The 16,741-nt window shown below is 41.0% G+C and carries 14 protein-coding genes; 3 read left to right on the forward strand and 11 right to left on the reverse strand.

From position 1 onward, the window contains the following. Positions 1 to 334: 334 nt before the first annotated feature. The 8 genes from PSV17_RS11730 to PSV17_RS11765 form a co-directional block, all read right to left on the reverse strand. Positions 335 to 952 carry a cation diffusion facilitator family transporter gene (locus PSV17_RS11730; protein ID WP_300482832.1) on the reverse strand — a complete coding sequence of 206 codons (618 nt, stop codon included), beginning with the start codon at positions 950 to 952 and terminating at the stop codon, positions 335 to 337. Between the two features lie 357 nt (positions 953 to 1,309). Next, positions 1,310 to 2,026, reverse strand: a complete 717-nt coding sequence (locus PSV17_RS11735) for a methyl-accepting chemotaxis protein (protein ID WP_300482834.1) — start codon at positions 2,024 to 2,026, stop codon at positions 1,310 to 1,312. Positions 2,027 to 2,160: 134 nt separating this feature from the next. Further along, a complete protein-coding gene (locus tag PSV17_RS11740) occupies positions 2,161 to 2,754 on the reverse strand; it encodes a YceI family protein (RefSeq protein WP_300482836.1) in 594 nt (197 codons plus the stop codon). A 15-nt stretch (positions 2,755 to 2,769) separates the two neighbouring features. Continuing rightward, positions 2,770 to 3,330, reverse strand: a complete 561-nt coding sequence (locus PSV17_RS11745) for a cytochrome b (RefSeq protein WP_366910636.1) — start codon at positions 3,328 to 3,330, stop codon at positions 2,770 to 2,772. 350 nt (positions 3,331 to 3,680) lie between these two features. Next, on the reverse strand, positions 3,681 to 4,796 hold the full coding sequence (locus tag PSV17_RS11750; protein ID WP_300482838.1) for an acyltransferase: 1,116 nt from the start codon (positions 4,794 to 4,796) through the stop codon (positions 3,681 to 3,683). A gap of 67 nt (positions 4,797 to 4,863) precedes the next feature. After that, the gene (locus PSV17_RS11755; RefSeq protein ID WP_300482839.1) at positions 4,864 to 6,048 is read right to left on the reverse strand and encodes an AI-2E family transporter; all 1,185 of its coding nucleotides are present in this window, start codon (positions 6,046 to 6,048) and stop codon (positions 4,864 to 4,866) included. 170 nt (positions 6,049 to 6,218) lie between these two features. Then, positions 6,219 to 8,003, reverse strand: a complete 1,785-nt coding sequence (locus PSV17_RS11760) for a monovalent cation:proton antiporter-2 (CPA2) family protein (RefSeq protein WP_300482841.1) — start codon at positions 8,001 to 8,003, stop codon at positions 6,219 to 6,221. A 136-nt stretch (positions 8,004 to 8,139) separates the two neighbouring features. Continuing rightward, positions 8,140 to 8,871: a Crp/Fnr family transcriptional regulator gene (locus PSV17_RS11765; protein ID WP_300482842.1), complete on the reverse strand. Its 732-nt coding sequence runs from the start codon at positions 8,869 to 8,871 to the stop codon at positions 8,140 to 8,142. 102 nt (positions 8,872 to 8,973) lie between these two features. Between PSV17_RS11765 and PSV17_RS11770 the strand changes: the two genes are divergently transcribed. The 3 genes from PSV17_RS11770 to PSV17_RS11780 all read left to right on the forward strand — a co-directional run bounded on the left by PSV17_RS11770 (position 8,974) and on the right by PSV17_RS11780 (position 11,234). After that, positions 8,974 to 9,372, forward strand: a complete 399-nt coding sequence (locus tag PSV17_RS11770) for a BLUF domain-containing protein (RefSeq protein ID WP_300482843.1) — start codon at positions 8,974 to 8,976, stop codon at positions 9,370 to 9,372. A gap of 226 nt (positions 9,373 to 9,598) precedes the next feature. Then, on the forward strand, positions 9,599 to 10,237 hold the full coding sequence (locus tag PSV17_RS11775) for a MarC family protein (RefSeq protein WP_300482845.1): 639 nt from the start codon (positions 9,599 to 9,601) through the stop codon (positions 10,235 to 10,237). A gap of 223 nt (positions 10,238 to 10,460) precedes the next feature. Then, positions 10,461 to 11,234: an MBL fold metallo-hydrolase gene (locus PSV17_RS11780; RefSeq protein ID WP_300482847.1), complete on the forward strand. Its 774-nt coding sequence runs from the start codon at positions 10,461 to 10,463 to the stop codon at positions 11,232 to 11,234. Positions 11,235 to 11,276: 42 nt separating this feature from the next. Here PSV17_RS11780 and PSV17_RS11785 read toward each other — a convergent pair whose 3' ends face one another. From PSV17_RS11785 to uca, 3 genes are read right to left on the reverse strand one after another with little or no spacing between them, the layout of a single operon-like run. Next, complete coding sequence (locus PSV17_RS11785; protein WP_300482848.1) at positions 11,277 to 11,681, reverse strand: amidase; 405 nt, start codon at positions 11,679 to 11,681, stop codon at positions 11,277 to 11,279. Positions 11,682 to 11,720: 39 nt separating this feature from the next. After that, a complete protein-coding gene (gene atzF, locus PSV17_RS11790; RefSeq protein ID WP_300482849.1) occupies positions 11,721 to 13,094 on the reverse strand; it encodes an allophanate hydrolase in 1,374 nt (457 codons plus the stop codon). A 6-nt stretch (positions 13,095 to 13,100) separates the two neighbouring features. After that, complete coding sequence (gene uca / locus PSV17_RS11795) at positions 13,101 to 16,715, reverse strand: urea carboxylase (protein WP_300482851.1); 3,615 nt, start codon at positions 16,713 to 16,715, stop codon at positions 13,101 to 13,103. Between the last annotated feature and the right edge of the window lie 26 nt (positions 16,716 to 16,741).

The following is a 16,741-nucleotide window of genomic DNA, read 5'->3' on the forward strand; positions in this document are numbered from 1 at the left end:
TTTATTTTATGTGTATATTTCAAAAGAAGATAAATGTTTAATGTCATGGGTAAGTAAATGTATCTATTATCTGAAAGAAATTTGAAGAGCACTTTTAAAGTACTGCAGAGGTTACGTCATTCTCATGTAAAGGCTTAATAATGTAAATATTTAAATAGTATTTAATCATTCAAATTTATAGAACTAAGTCCTGCCTAAACTATCAATATTTAACTCTTCTGGGCATGCAATTAAAATCGGTAATTTATCTAAATCAGCTAAATTTTTGCAGGCAATACTGTGTCAATATTTATATAGTAAATACGTATTACTAATTTGCCAATTAAAGCTTAAATTACCCTGAGAGCTCAGTCCGTGCATGCATAATCACACTCCCTGCTGATTGCAATGCTAGGCTTGCCATGATAATAGCTACTAACAAATCTGGCCAAGCAGCGCCTGTGCCAAAAACACCTATTGCAGCAAGAATTACGGCTACATTACCAATAGCATCATTGCGGGTGCAAAGCCAAACACCACGCATATTGCTGTCGCCTTCTCTATAGGCATAAAGCAATGCGGCTACGGCTAGATTGGCGATTAATGCCACCACACCAATGATCCCCATGGTTTCTGCGCTTGGAACAACGCCATTAATAAAATGCCATACTGCACTAACCAGCACCCAAACCCCAAAAGCCGCCATCGATATGGCTTTGATTAATGATGCCTTGGCTCGTATTGTAATCGCCATGCCTAAAACCCAAAGGCTTATACCGTAATTAGCGGCATCACCTAGAAAGTCTAAAGAGTCAGCTAACAAAGATACTGAGTTAGCTTTCACCCCTGACACAATTTCAACCACAAACATGCTGAAATTGACTATTAAAGCAATCCACAATATTTTACGATAACGTCCGTCGTGACCATTGCCTTGTTTAGGCTCAGTAGGTGAACAACAATTTGCGCTCATCAAATATCCTTCCTTAAGTAGAGAGTCATTATCATAATGCCTGTATTGAATATAGGGGCAAGCCAAGTTAGATAAATATACGATTAGCGCTTAAAGCCATAAGATATGCGGTAATTTTGAAACAATTCGATATTACGAGAAAGTTAACTTAATCAGTAAACCTTACTGTGCCGTGACTGGCTATCGCCACTAGATGAATCATTTGTCATCAGCAATTAAGCGGCTGCGTTTCAATCGCAGAGGCTGGGAGTTGCGATGTGTTATTGCATAAATCCAAACGCTATCTGAACTTGAATATCGCCCAAAGCAACCATGCAAAGAAGCAGACCAATTAGCATAAGAAAATTTATCGCCAAACTATTTATTTGCCATAGAGCGTATTTCGTTCATGGCTTGCGTGGTCCGCTCTGATAGTTTGCGCACTTCAGTGGCTACCACTGCAAAACCTCTGCCAGCTTCCCCTGCGCGAGCGGCTTCAATCGCGGCATTAATTGCCAGAATATTAATTTGCATGGCGATTTGATTAATCGTATCCGCCACACTTAATATTTTTCGCATGTTCTCTTCATTGCGAACAACATTCAATTGATGAAGCTCTTTGGCGTTTCTCTCATCACTAATATCCCGAATTGCACCTGCGGAACGAAGCGCTATACCAGATGGACTACGAGCGGTGACAGCACGTTCACGAAACCACACATAGCCACGATTTGCAGTCTTTAATCGGTACTCAACATTGTAAGGAGTATTTCCACCAGCATCGTTCAAATGCGCACTAAAAGCATCCAATGCTTGTTGCTTATCTTCATTATGAATAGCATTCAGCCAACTTTCCCAACCATTAGGAAAATCATCTACTCGCTCATGCCCTAATAACGTTCTAAACTGCTTAGACCATTCAATTTTGCTGTCTTTATGGTCAGGATCACCATTCACCATATGCAAAACCCAAATGCCTTCAGTAATTGCCTGACCTGCAAGCTCTAAATCCTCAAGATTTTTCTTAATAGCAGTTAATTCAGCAGATAGTTTGTCTTGTTTTGCGTCACTGCCATTCATCTCTTTTTGTAACATTTAATGCTCACAATCTTTAAAGTATAAAAGAGATTGTCCTACAAAATGCTTACAAAACTTATACTTCTTAATGAGTATTAAAAGTAAATTCGAAACGAGAAATGCGCAATAGCGGCTTAAGTTAACCTTTTAAACTATTTGGCTTTAGCTAAAAAGTGAAACTTGATTTGAATTTCATTGGCTACCGTACCAAAGTCTGCCCAAGACCCTTCACCAATCGCAAAATCAGCGCGTTTTAGCACAAATGCACCATCGACTAAGCTTTGGGTTCCCGATGCTTGAGGATTAAATGTAAAAGGCGCACTCACCGTCTGGCTACGTCCTTTAATGGTCATCTTACCCGTCACTTCATATCGATTTGCACCTAATGATTTAAAGCTTGAAGATTCAAATTTTGCATGTGGAAAGGCTTTAGCATTAAACCACTCCTTGCCAGCAACCTCATCATTCGCTTCATCTGAGCCTGCATCAATACTTGCAAGGTCTATATCTAAAGTGGCTTTTGCTGCGGCAAGCTTGGCTGGATCAAAACTAAGTTGTGTAGTAAATTTCTTAAAGCTACCGTCGATTGGCACACCCATTTGTTTATAGACAAAACCAAGGCTACTTTTGTCTTGTTGAATGCTGGTATATTCAACGGCTTGAGCCAAGGACGATATTACCAAACTGCCGATTAAGATAGCCAGAATTTGTGTCATAGTTAGTTTTGTAATTAGTTTTTTTATCATATTTTCTTTCGTCAATTAATGTTTACGTTTGGGCAAAATACGCGTCAGTACGTCGTCTTTATCAATAAAATGATGCTTAAATGCTGCGCCAGCGTGCCCAATTACAATTGCAATCAGCACAAAATTCAACGTTTCATGCACATCTCTTAACAAACTGCCAAGCTCCTTATTTTTAGCCAGCAGGTCAGGGATAGGAATAAGGCCAAAATAAACCGTTTGAAAACCTTTTGCCGAACTCATCAACCAACCAGTGAGCGGAATCGCAATCATCAACAAATAAAGTAAGCCATGCCCAATATGCGCCGCTAATTTAACGGATTTAGACATGCTAATTGGCAGTGGAGGTGGGCGATGCGTAAACCTCCACCCCAGCCTTATCATCACGAGTAAAAATGCCGTCACCCCCGCCCATTTATGCCAAGAAAAGATTTTCAGCTTCCAAGGCGATAAAGGCAAATCATGCATATAAAGACCGACTGCAAATAACGAAATAATGAGCAATGCCATCAGCCAATGTAAGCCTATCGCTATTAATGTATAACGGTTATTGAAGTTCAATTGTTGTGAATGCTTCATGATTTTATTTCTATAGATTAGGATAATTAGTATTAAACCACTATAAAATTGGATGTAAAAGTATAAATATTAGCGCTAATTAATCTAGTTTTTAGATAGTTATGACGCGAAGGGTAATGTGAATTAAGATGAATTTTTTTAGCTTGAGCTCAAATGGATATTTATTAAAAGCGTTAATTTAATAAAAGGAATATTGCTTTAAAGTTCGATGAAGCATGTGTAAAAGAGAACTTAACTAGACTTTCTTCTAGCATCAGGGTTGAAACGATTATTTATATCGTAGCGTTCATAATTAAAATTAGGAATTAAATGAGCAGAAAATGATCCTAAAGTTAATGCTATTAGAACCATTAAGCCTTGTTACTTTTATCTAATATTCTCCCATAATTTCTGGCCCAAGCAATCGTCGGCTTTTCAATATAGGTGTAACAAAGTGCAGTGAAAACTAATACTAGCGGCGTACTTATGACAAGAATTGAAATAAATACTAAGCTGCGGCTGTTGCTGAATGTGGGCAATGCAATGTAATAAGCCACAGCTAACATGATAGGCATATGCAGGACATATAAACCATAAGACCTATCTCCAATCCAAACGGCCAATCTTGAGCTCAAAATTTCATTTAACAAGCCCGTTAACTTATAAGTTGTGCCAGCACATGCAGTTAAATAAACAGCAAACCACATTAATAATGGAAGCTTGTTGTGATGAAATCCATACCGATATACTAATATCGCGACAAAAGAAAATACTGCGGTTTTAAGAATGTGCGACCTCAAAGCGGTATTCCAAGATATTCCACAAAGAACACCCAATACAAAAAGGTCGATGCGTTGCCCCAGGAAAGCTGGAACAATGCCTGGAGTCCAAAAGCGAGCGCTAATAATTGCTGAGCTTAAGAGCAGGACTACCATTGAAGTTACAATATAAGGATTCTGTTTACGCCAATCCAATCCCCAAATTATTAAAGGGGCAAACAAATAGAATTGCCATTCAAGTGAAATTGACCAGAGAGGCCCAGAAAATGCCAATGATGATTGAGGAAGATACTTATCAGGTATTGCGCCATGAAGCATTGTTAAATGAGCAGCAATATGTTGCCAGAAATAATTTTCTACGCTTAAATCGCGGGCAATAAATTTTTCTGCATTCCCAGTGAAAAGAGGAGTTTGACCCAATACTGGTAGATAAAGATGCATAGTGGCTAACCCCATTAATAGCGCTACTAAAAATAGTGGGTAAAGGCGCATGAATCTTCTGAATAGGTAAGCATCGTAAGATTCTTCTTTGCTTATTCTAAGTAGGGTAATAACGAAGCCACTTAGAATCATGAAAAGCTCTACTGCTAACTCACCAGATGGAACAAACCGGGAACTTATGCCACATATCATTATTGCATGGCCAATATAAACCCAAACTGATGCAAAACCTCTAAGCACAGCGAATTGCGGATAATGCTTCATCATTTACCTCAGGTCTTAATAAACATTTACATTTAATCATAAAAAAAAGAACATAATACAAACGCAGCCGCTACTCTCCCAGCAACTCCGCAATTGATTGTAAATGTTCAATTCGCTCAGATACCACTTTAATAATCACAATAATAGGTACGCCTAGTAGCATACCTCCTACGCCCCACAGCCATGCCCAGAAAAGCAAGGAGATAAATACTGCTGCTGAGTTCATTTTTGCGATGCGCCCTGTCATCCATGTGGTGACGAATATGCCGATAATTGCAGAAATTACCATAGAGGCGCCAGCAACCAATAATGCGGGGTATAACGTGCCGAACTGCATATAGGCTGCCATACTTGTCGCGGCAGCCGTTGCCACGGGGCCGAAGTAGGGAATGATGTGTAGGAACCCTGCGGCGGCGGCCCATGCTCCTGAATTATCCAAGCCCATTAAGCGAAATACCGCCAAGCTTAAAATACCAACCATTAAATTAGTAACTAGCAGCATAAACATATAGCGCTGAATGGAGTTGTTAATGTCATCTAGTATATGCACGGTGATTTTTTTACGTGTAAGCGTAGGCCCAGCTAGCTTAACTAATTTACGTTTAAAGGTGTTGCCCGAAAGCAATAAAAAGTAAGCAAGAAAAACCATCATGATGGTTTGCCCAACAAAACCAAAAATCCCGAGTGAGCCACGCCATAGATAATCGTTAATCTTAAATTTAGGTTCATCCACAACTACATGCAACGTGGATTTTTTATGAGTCACTGAAGCACCGTTGACATTATTGGTGGCTTTTTCCATCTCATTAGCAACCATCTGCACTTGTTGAATACTGGTTAGGGGATCGCCTTTTTTATGCATAAACTCAGCACTCAACTTGCTGGCAGCTTCGGGGAGCTTAGCAATGATGGATTGTATTTGCCCGTTTAGCGTATAGCCTGCAAAAATGATAGATGCAATTACCATGAGGATGACAATAGTTGAACCAACCAATCGTGGAATTCTAATTTTTTCCATTAAGACGACCAGCGGATTCAAAGTATAAGCAAATAATATCCCCAGCATTAAGGTGATGAGGAAGCTTTGCGCCCAATCTAAGAACCAGATAATGCTTAGTGTGGCTATGATGATCATTGCCACACTGTTAACTTTTATGGGGTCTGCCAGAGACGGCAATACAAAATCTGAGGGCTGCTCTTGTAAGCTTTCTGGAAGCATAGCGTTTTCTGTACCTAAATTTTTACTATCTGTCATGGTTACAATTACCAGTGATTAAGTCATTCCTGTCACTGATATTCCTTATTTGATGAATTTCATTAAGACTAGACACGCATCTTATCTCAACTAAGAATAGGTGCAATGCCGCGTTACTATGGTGTTTATTATAGGGCTTTAAGCACTTTAACTTTCAAATCTGGCTGAGGCTAAGCTTTGTCCGCACTCTTAACCTTACTTTCAACTTGCTCTAATTCGAAAAGCGTTTTGATATCTTGACGACCTTTTTCAGTTAAGTTGTAAATTGCACTTCTATCATGCCTAATGCTTCTGGTCGCTTCAAGTTGCTCTAAGTCGTGAACTTCAAAATGTTTAATGATGTTAGCGGCGGAAGTGGCTGACTCGCCAATTGCTATTAACGCCTGTCTTGCGGCTTCAAGTGATGAGTAAAAAGTCTCACGTATTGGGTGCAATTCTAAATCACGGATGTCAAATGCTTCTGTTCGGCTTCTTACTCTCACAACAATTGCCACGTTTGGCCAGCGCTCTTTTACCAGTTTAGCCATGTTCAGCGTGGCTTCTGGGTCATTAACTGAAATAATGAATAGTTTTGCTTTAGCTATGCCGGCTTCTTCTAATAAATCTAATCTTGAAGCATCGCCATAATAACAGCGCCAACCAAACTCACGCATTAAATCAACTTGGTTTGGGTCGTTATCAATCAATGTGGGGGTAATGCCTTTTGCGAGCAACACTCTACCAACAATTTGCCCAAATCGACCAAAGCCAGCAATGATGACGCCGTTATTTTCTTCGATAGTATCTTTGGGGCGCACGCCACAATCTAAGGCTAAAAATCGGTCGTAAATTAATAATAAAATTGGCGTAATAAGCATTGATACAGCGACTACTGCGTTGAGAATATTGTAGGTTTCACGCGGAATAGTTTGTTGCGTGAAAGCCGCGCCAAATATAACAAAGGCAAACTCGCCTATTTGAGAAATGGTTACACCAAATAATAAGGCATCACGCATTGTGTATTTAAACGAGCGTGCCAGACCAATTAAAATGGACATTTTAGTGGCTACTACTAACAAGGCTAGGCCAAAAATCAGCAGTGGTGAATTAGCTAATAGCGATAAATCAACTGACATTCCCACGGCAATAAAGAATAAGCCTAAGAGCAAGCCTTTAACTGGCTCAATGTCTAGCCTAAGCTCGTATCTATATTCTGAGTCTGCTAACAAAACCCCTGCGAGAAATGTACCTAGCGCCATAGATAAGCCAACAGACTGCATTGCCAGCGAAACGCCAATGACCAAAAGTAATGAAAACGCCACGAAAATTTCACGAATGCCCGTTTTTGCAACAATGCGCATAATGGGGCGTAATAAGGTGCGGCTAGCTATGATAATCGCCAAAATGACGGCAATCGCTTTAGCCACCGCCCATATATTAAAGCCAGATTCTGCATTGTTAGGTGCAATCAATGCCAGTAGCATAAATATTGGAATGACTGATAAATCCTGAAAAAGCAGTGTTGCAAATGAAGCTTGGCCGCCAGGCGTGCTTAGTTGTTTTTTCTCGGCTAACGAGGTCAACCCAATAGCCGTGGAGGACATCGCAACCCCCATGCCAATTACAATGGCAGTTGGCCATGTAAAACCCATCATATGTGTAGCGAATGTGACTAGCGCAGCCGTGCTAAGCACTTGCAAACCGCCTAAGCCAAACAACGTTTTACGTAATTCCCAAACTTTTTGAGACTCAAGTTCCAAGCCCACCAGAAAAAGCATTAACACCACGCCAAACTCGGAAAAGTGAAGCACTTGTTCAGGGTCTGGAATCAGCTTTAATGCATAAGGCCCAATTAATATGCCAGCAAGTAAGTAACCAAGTACAGAGCCTAAGCCTAGCCGTTTAAACAAAGGCACCAGAATAATGGCGGAAGCAAGATATATCGTAGCTTGAACAAGAAATTCAGGTGAATTCATTAATGCCTTTAATCTTTAATGCGTGAAAAAATTTTCTATATATTTTTTTGCAGATTGCAATCTCTAAAAACATTCAATCTAAAGTAACTTTCGATTCCTTACAACGGCAAAAATAAATTATATTAAGACATTAAATTTACAACAACGGTCGATTCCGTAACGGCAAAGAATAATATTCCGCTAATCGCGCTATTTTATCTAAACTTCTGATTTTAATCCTATTATTTGTAATTTCTTGAACGCCATATAGCTTAAGCTTTGCCATTGTTTTATTAGTATGAACCAATGACAAACCCATTGAATCTGCAATATGTTGCTGAGTTATTGGAAAATTAAAACTTTCATCTACAACTTCGCCAATCGAACTTGCCCTTTTATATAAGCTAACTAAAAGCATCGCTATTCGTTGTAATGCGTTACGACCCCCAACAGAAATTAAATTTTCATCCACAATTAACTCGCCGTGAGCTGCGAGCCAAGTTAGATCGTAACCTAAAGTTGGATATTGAGAGTAAACATCCATTATCCTATCTTGTGGAAATACACAAAAGACGCACTCTGTTAGAGATTCGATTCCATAATTTAATTCTTTATCTAACTCAGCTTGTAAACCGATAAAGTCACCTGGCAATATAAAATTTAATATTTGCCTCTTTCCGTTTTCCAGCAAGCTATATCTAAATGCCCATCCTGATTTCAGGGTATATAGTTCAACATTTCTGCTACCTTGATGAACCAAGGTTTTGCCCGCACTTAGTTTAATTTCGGTTTTTTTGTAAGACTGTATAAATGAAATTTCATCAGAAGTCGCCTTAGAAAAACATTCCAATTTTCTAAGAGAGCACTCTGAACATGGGGTAATACGCATGGGGAATTCCAAAAAATTAATTTTCAAAATCTACGTCTTTTGACATAAAGACCATAGGTTTAATAACTTAGTATGAATATTTATCTCAACTAAGAATGTCTAATGACTAATCTTTATAGCTTATTATTTACAAGCAAAATAAATCCTGATTTCGAAATTAACTCAATATTAAACACTATTAAAGAACTAAGGGCTCACAACAATAAAAACAATATTACTGGATTAATGGTGTTTGATGGCTGTAATTTTATACATTTTTTGGAAGGGGAAAAAAATAAAATATTTGAACTGTTGAATTTGATGAAAAATGATCTAAAACAATTAGATTTAGAAATCCGTATTGAAGGTGAGTTAAGTAACAAGAGATTATTTCCTACTTGGTCCGTAGGTTATTCTTATGATGACGATGGTGAATTTATGGAAATAATACTCAATTTAAAATCTAAAAACTTATTTGTAGAATTGCCTAAACATGCAATTAAATTAGATCTAGAACCTTAATCTAGATTGTGATTAGTTTCCTAATCAAATCCCAAGAGAGTCTGCACTTAAGCTTGCCTATGCTGTACTTAAAACTATCGCTAAAGACTGGATTAGTTAATCATAATATCGAGTATGATTTAGCCGTTATCAACGAATAATGTATATCTATGGGATATATCGCAGAACTCATTCAGCCATTTGGCTTAATCATCGTATTTGTGAATGTTTTTGAGAGGCTAAAATAATGGATTGGGCTTATCTATTTAAGATTGGAATAGCACTGTTTGCAATTGTGAACCCCATTGGAAGTGTGCCAATATTTATCAGCGCCACAGACGGATGGAATAGGAAAGACAAGTTAAGAACAGCAAATGTTGTTGCTATTACAGTGTTTCTGGTGCTACTAACTTCTGCCTTATTTGGCGATGGGATTCTTGCGTTTTTTAGTATCACGATTCCATCGTTCCAAGTGGGTGGAGGGATCTTAATACTATTAATTGCAATCAATATGCTGCATGCCAAACAAAGTCACTCTAAGCAAACTCCTGAAGAGGCTAAAACACTGGAAGAGCGCGATGTGATTGCTATTGTGCCACTGAGTATTCCTTTGCTCGCGGGACCTGGCGCTATAGGCAGTATGATTATTGCATCACAACAAAGTAAAACCTTTTTTGGACACCTCTCGTTAGTGATTCCAATATTTGTAGTTGTTATTCTTATTTGGCTAACTTTGCAGCTTTCTAGTTATATTGCGGATAAATTAGGCACAATAGGCATTAATATTGTGACGCGATTAATGGGGTTGATTCTTGCTGCAATGGCAGTTGAATTTATCGCTCACGGCCTCACAGGGCTTTTTCCTGCGCTAGGTAACATGCACTAGGGAAATACAATTAATTTAACAGCGTCTTAGTAAATTAAACATTGCTTAACGCTTGATAGCTTTTACTCAACAAATAGCCCCTAATTGATTTAGCTCAAACACCCTTCAATTAAAGCCCTATCCGCTTGACTTACAAGGCTGTATCACCAAAACTTGGCGCCTGTTTTAACAGTCACGCGCAATGACACTAGATACTCTTGGATTGAAGGACAATTAAAGTAACATGGCTAACGAACTTTTTAATAATGGCAAACACATCTGCATAAAATTCAGCGATTTATCCGACTCTGACGCTTCTCAAGATGCGGTTCAATCAAATCAATTTCTGATAGTAAGTGACGGCCATGGCGCGCTGATAGACCCAGGTGGCAATATGACTTATAACGCCTTAATGATGGGCATGGGGAAATATTTTCATTTTCGTAAGTTGAACTATATTTTAGCTTCGCATCAGGATCCAGATATCGTTGCGTCAATTAACAAATGGTTAGTCGGTACAGAGTGTAAAGTGCTTGCACCCGCCATTTGGGAGCGTTTTTTACCGCACTTTTGTAGCGTGGGAAATACTGAAAATCGCATTATCGGCATTCCAGACAAAGGCATGGACATTAAACTGGGCAACGCTACGATTAAAGCGATTCCAGCTCATTTTTTACACTCTGAAGGTAATTTTCAGTTTTATGATGTGACCAGCAAAATATTGTTTTCAGGCGACTTGGGCGCATCATTAGTGCATCACGATTTAGCGGCTGAGCCTGTGACAGATTTTAATGCGCATCTGCCAACCATGCTGCCATTTCACCGCCGTTATATGACATCAAACCGCGCCTGTCGCTTTTGGGCAAACATGGTGCGCGAGCTTGAAATTGAATCTATCGTCCCGCAACATGGGCGCGCCTTTGTCGGCAAGCCCATGGTTAATCAGTTTATCGATTGGGTTGAAAAGCTTGAATGTGGGATCGATTTAATGACGCAAGATAATTACAGGGTGCCATGAATCAAGGGTTTCAATAATTAAGGGTGCCGTAAATCAGAAGGTTTAATCTGACGTTTTAAGGAAATTGCGCCATCCACTTAAATCGGAAATATCCGTCGAGTTAAGTGTGGCGTAATGCTCACATAAAAAGCCATTTACAGCGCGACCATCCGCAAGTGTCAGCGTGCCAAAACCTAATGGCGCAGGTACGCCTGATACAAATGTGCCGTAATTTTCAATTGGCAGTTGCCATACTTCTAGCGTGATTGCCGCACCGCCGCTCACAACGCGCAGCAAACCTGGACGCACGGGTGTGAAGCCGTTTAGTTTATATAACTTATACTCTGGCGCGGTGGTGGTTTCCTCAATAAAAGTGCCGCCTAAACTGGTGAGTTGCGTATTTAATGGCAAGCCTGTCATGTGTGCGCCGCAGACAGCTACTTGGATAAATTTTTGATTACTGGTCATATTGGTTCGTTTCTATTCTAGATATTAATTTAATTTAGTTTACTTAATGAACGGCAAGCCCATTGCACCTAATGTTTTTGCAGACATCTTTTGCATTTTGGCGGCTAAAGTGAGTAGAGACATATCTTTAAATGCAGGCGCAGAAATGGTGACGCCAAAAGGCAAGCCATCTTGTTGAAACCCCGTTGGCACGGCGGTTGCGGACAAATCTAATAGGTTCATAAAGTTGGTGTAGTAACCTAAATTAGAATTACATTTTACTGGCTCAGCGTTCACTTCATCAATGGTATATATGGTGCCCGCAGTTGGCGTCACCAATAAATCAATGGTCTGCCAAACGGCTTCGGCTTTACGTTGCAGCGCTTTCAGTTTGTACTGCGACACATAAGTATCTGCCGCACTAAACTTAGTGGCACCGCCTATGATTTGTTTAGTCACGGGAAAAATCGCTTCAGGTTTAGTTTCAAAAAAATCACGAATCGCGGCATATCGCTCTGCCACCCATGGGCCTTCATAAAGCAAACGCGCTGTTTCTAAAAATGGCTCAAAATCAATCTCTACAGATTTACCGCCCAAGGCTTCTAACTGTTTAATCGCTTGCTTAAAAAGTTCGGGGGTTTCGGTGTTGTTAAAGAAAGCCAGTTGTTCTGGCTTTGGCACACCAAATGAAAATGGCTTGCCTGACAACGCGTTAAGTCTAATAATCGCTTTTCGTGAGTAAGCATCTTCTTCATCAAACCCTTGAGCGCTTTCAAGCACTTTGGCCACATCATCAGCAGTGAGCGCGAAGATTGAAACGCAATCAAGTGTCCGACAGGCAGGTACGACACCGCTGGTGCTCAACAAGCCGCACGTTGGTTTATGTCCAACCAAATTATTAAACGCTGCTGGCACTCGGCCAGAACCTGCGGTATCCGTCCCCAAGCTAAAGCTTGCCAACCCCAATGCCACAGAAACGGCTGAACCTGCGCTTGAGCCACCAGAAATATATTCAGAGTTAAAGCTATTTTGGCAGGCTCCGTATGGTGAGCGTGTGCCGACTAAGCCAGTGGCAAACTGGTCTAAATTGGTCTTGCCTACAGGAATTGCACCTGCATCAATCAACTTTTGAACGACAGTAGCACTTTTGGTAGGCGTATAAGCATATTCTGGACAAGCGGCAGTGGTGGGTATGACTGCTAAATCGATATTATCTTTAATGGCAAACGGTATGCCGTACAAAGGTAACTCTGCAATGTTTTTTCCTTCTAGGTTTTTAGCAAAAGCCTGCATCTCTTCAAGCGTTAAACGCCTAATCCAAATATGACGACTGTCTTCACTACCAATTTCTGCATCCAGTTCCTTCACTAAATCAGTTGGTTTCAGCGCACCAGAAAGGTACAGGTTTCGTAAATGTGAGATTTGTAAGTTCATATTTTTCTATTCCTCTTCAATCACAATTAAGTTTTGACCTGCAGACACAGACATACCTTCACTGCATAAAATTTTAGTCACCTTGCCTGCAACCGTTGCGGTGACAGCGATTTCCATTTTCATAGATTCTACAATCGCTACTTCATCGCCCTCTTGCACGAAGTCTCCTTCTTTCAATTTAACTTGCCATAAGTTACCTGCAACATGTGAGGCTATTGCACGGCTACCTGCTGGGATTTCCAATGCATCAATGGCACTTGTAGACTCTGCTTCATTGCTGTAATTGGCTTGTCCACTCGCAATCCAACGTTCACGTTCTGCATCAAAAGAATTTTGCTGTTTGGTTTTAAAGGCGTTAATGGTGGCCGCTTCATCGTTTAAAAACTGCTTGTAATCTTTTAGTCGGAAAGTTTGTTCTTCAATCTTGAGTTTGAATTTTCCATGCAAAAAATCCTCGCGCATTTGTAAAAGCTCATCGGCTGCTACTGGATAAAAGCGAATTTGATCGAAGAAGCGCAATAACCAAGGTTTACCATCTACAAAGTCTTTAGTCTGGTTCCATCTGTTCCACATTTGTATCGTACGACCCACAAACTGATAGCCACCAGGGCCCTCCATGCCATACACGCACATATAAGCACCACCAATACCCACTGCATTTTCAGGCGTCCAAGTTCGTGCTGGGTTGTATTTAGTCGTCACCAAACGGTGACGCGGATCCACTGGCGTTGCTACAGGCGCACCTAAGTAAACATCACCTAAACCGAGCGTTAAGTAGCTCGCATTAAAGACAATATCTTTCACTTGTTGAATAGAATCTAAGCCATTAATGCGGCGAATAAACTCAATATTACTCGCATGTCCATCGACCATTTCGCACCAAGGCGCGTCTTTACGCACAGACTGCATATACTTTTCAATGGCTAGCTGGGTAGCAACATCATCCCAAGAAAGTGGCAGATGTACGATGCGCGTAGGTACTTCCATCTCATCGATACTGGGTAGTTCAGATTCGCCTGTTTGCAGAATTTGAATCAGTTGTTTGACAGGGAGCACCAAGCTTTCAAAATGCACTTGTAGTGAACGAATACCCGGCGTGAGGTCGATAATGCCTTTGATGGCTTGTTGTTCTAGCCATTGCATGAGCGCATGCACACGGAACCTTAAATTCAAATCCAGTACCAACTCACCATACTCAATCAACAAATATTTGTCACCAGATTGTCGGTAAACGACTTTAATTTGATCTGCCGTTTCGGCAGTTTCAGCCAGAATTGGGCTGTGTGAAATGCTTGTATTAACCGCTAATGCTGCTGGCTCGCCAATCAGACTCTCTATTGAGCGGTTTTGAGCTATCTCATAGCTCGCAGCATCTTCTTGAGTCACTCTTATAAAGCGCACTTTATCGCTCGCTTTGAGCTGCCCCATTTTCCATAGCTCAGCCTGAATGATGGTTGCAGGGCACACAAAGCCTCCCAAGCTTGGGCCGTCTGGCCCTAAAATCACGGGCATATCGCCAGTAAAATCTACTGCGCCAATGGCATAAGCATTGTCGTGGATATTAGACGGATGCAAACCCGCTTCGCCACCATCTTTACGTGCCCATGTTGGCTTAGGGCCAATCAAGCGAATGCCAGTGGTATTGGAGTTGTAATGCACTTCCCAATCGGTAGAGAAGAACATTGTGATGTCATCGTCGGTAAAGAAGTCTGGCGCACCATGTGGGCCATACAACACGCCGATTTCCCAATACTTACTGTATTTCGGCTGCAGGGTTTGCGGTAAAACTTGGGGAATGTAAGTAGTTACTAGCGGTAGAATATGTAAAACATCGCCAACGCGTAAAGTTCTGCCACCATGCCCACCAAATTGACCTAATGTGAAAGTTGATTTACGGCCTAAATAGTTAGGCACATCAAAGCCACCTTGCACAGCCAAATAAGTACGACAGCCTGCATCAATCACTTTGCCTAACTTTAAAACACTGCCTGCTTTAATGTGATGCGATTGCCACATTAAAATAGCTTCACCATCTAATGTCGCCTCAATCGGCGCACCTGTAATCGCAATCACCGCATCGGTATTAAATTTAAGTTTTGGGCCGATTAAAGTCACTTCTAATGCTGCAACGCCTTCCGCATTACTTACCAACTTATTTGCCAACCTAAAGGCTAAATGATCCATAGGCCCTGAAGGCGGCACACCAACTGCCCAATAACCAGTGCGGCCTGGATAATCTTGAATAGTCGTCATCACACCACCATCTTGCACGTCGATGGTGTGTGGTTTGTAGCTAAAGCTATTCAAATAGCGTGTGATTTGTTTGCCCGCGGGGAATACGCTATCCATCAATACTTGGCGCAGATACTCCAAATTGGTTTCGATACCATGTAAAGCCGTTTCATCTAATGCGTTGCGCATTTTTGCTACTGCGTTATCGCGGTCTGGCGCATGCACTAATACTTTGGCAATGAGTGGGTCGTAAAATGGTGAAACATCACTACCCGTTTCTACCCAAGTGTCGTTACGTGCTTTGGGTGAAAACTTAACCTCAGTCAACACCCCACTTGAAGGCTGAAAGTTTTTATTTGGGTCTTCCGCATACAAGCGGACTTGAATGGCATGTCCTGAGGGATTGTGTGAATAAGCATCCAGCGCATTAGTTTCACTCGCGGCGATACGTATCATCCACTCCACTAAATCTACACCTGTCACCAATTCCGTTACGCCATGCTCTACTTGCAAGCGCGTGTTCACTTCTAAAAAGTAAAATTGACCTGAATCGTTATCGTAAACAAACTCAACCGTACCTGCTGAACGATAATTTAACGCCCTGCCCAGCTTAACTGCCGTATCTGATAATGATTTTCTAACCGCTTCGGAAATATTCGGCGCTGGGGTTTCTTCAATCACTTTTTGATTGCGACGCTGCACAGAGCAATCGCGCTCACCCAAGGCAATGACTTTACCAAGACCATTGCCAAAAATTTGCACCTCAATATGGCGTGCGGCTTGCACATACTTTTCTAAATAAATACCAGTTTCTTTAAAGTTAGCACGAGATAGTCGTTGAACAGACTCAAAAGCGGCATGCAATTCGTCTTTAGACCAAATTAACTGCATACCAATGCCACCGCCACCAGCTGTACTTTTTAGCATCACGGGGTAACCAATGCTTTCAGCTTTAATGTAGGCCTCGTCTATATCGGCCAGTAAACCTGTGCCGGGCAACAAAGGTACACCATTTTTTTCTGCTAACTCACGTGCCGTATGTTTTAAGCCAAAGTCGCGCATTTGCTGAGGCGTTGGGCCGATGAAGGCGATGCCTTTTGCTTCACACTTTTGGGCAAAATCTGCATTTTCTGATAGAAAGCCATAACCAGGATGAATCGCCTCTGCGCCAGTTTCTATAGCCACTTGCAGAATTTTATCGGCATTTAAATAGCTTTGTGCCGCAGGAGCAGCGCCTATGCAAACGGCTTCATCAGCATCTAACACATGGCGAGCGCCAGAATCTGGCTGCGAATACACTGCAACAGATTGAATGCCCATTTTCTTAAGTGTGCGAATCACGCGACAGGCGATTTCGCCACGGTTTGCTATTAGGACTTTTTTAAACATATTGTTTTTCTCACTGCGTTGCGAGC

The sequence above is a fragment of the Methylotenera sp. genome (assembly GCF_029946165.1).
GTDB lineage: Bacteria > Pseudomonadota > Gammaproteobacteria > Burkholderiales > Methylophilaceae > Methylotenera.

Bases quoted from the DNA above. Each gene is read 5' to 3' on its own strand.
- PSV17_RS11780 (WP_300482847.1), top strand. From the start codon at position 10,461: ATGGCTAACGAACTTTTTAATAATGGCAAACACATCTGCATAAAATTC.
- PSV17_RS11735 (WP_300482834.1), bottom strand. From the start codon at position 2,026: ATGTTACAAAAAGAGATGAATGGCAGTGACGCAAAACAAGACAAACTA.
- PSV17_RS11740 (WP_300482836.1), bottom strand. From the start codon at position 2,754: ATGATAAAAAAACTAATTACAAAACTAACTATGACACAAATTCTGGCT.
- PSV17_RS11750 (WP_300482838.1), bottom strand. From the start codon at position 4,796: ATGATGAAGCATTATCCGCAATTCGCTGTGCTTAGAGGTTTTGCATCA.
- PSV17_RS11775 (WP_300482845.1), top strand. From the start codon at position 9,599: ATGGATTGGGCTTATCTATTTAAGATTGGAATAGCACTGTTTGCAATT.
- PSV17_RS11765 (WP_300482842.1), bottom strand. From the start codon at position 8,871: ATGCGTATTACCCCATGTTCAGAGTGCTCTCTTAGAAAATTGGAATGT.
- atzF (WP_300482849.1), bottom strand. From the start codon at position 13,094: ATGAACTTACAAATCTCACATTTACGAAACCTGTACCTTTCTGGTGCG.
- PSV17_RS11770 (WP_300482843.1), top strand. From the start codon at position 8,974: ATGACTAATCTTTATAGCTTATTATTTACAAGCAAAATAAATCCTGAT.
- PSV17_RS11745 (WP_366910636.1), bottom strand. From the start codon at position 3,330: ATGAAGCATTCACAACAATTGAACTTCAATAACCGTTATACATTAATA.
- PSV17_RS11785 (WP_300482848.1), bottom strand. From the start codon at position 11,681: ATGACCAGTAATCAAAAATTTATCCAAGTAGCTGTCTGCGGCGCACAC.
- PSV17_RS11755 (WP_300482839.1), bottom strand. From the start codon at position 6,048: ATGACAGATAGTAAAAATTTAGGTACAGAAAACGCTATGCTTCCAGAA.
- PSV17_RS11730 (WP_300482832.1), bottom strand. From the start codon at position 952: ATGAGCGCAAATTGTTGTTCACCTACTGAGCCTAAACAAGGCAATGGT.
- PSV17_RS11760 (WP_300482841.1), bottom strand. From the start codon at position 8,003: ATGAATTCACCTGAATTTCTTGTTCAAGCTACGATATATCTTGCTTCC.
- uca (WP_300482851.1), bottom strand. From the start codon at position 16,715: ATGTTTAAAAAAGTCCTAATAGCAAACCGTGGCGAAATCGCCTGTCGC.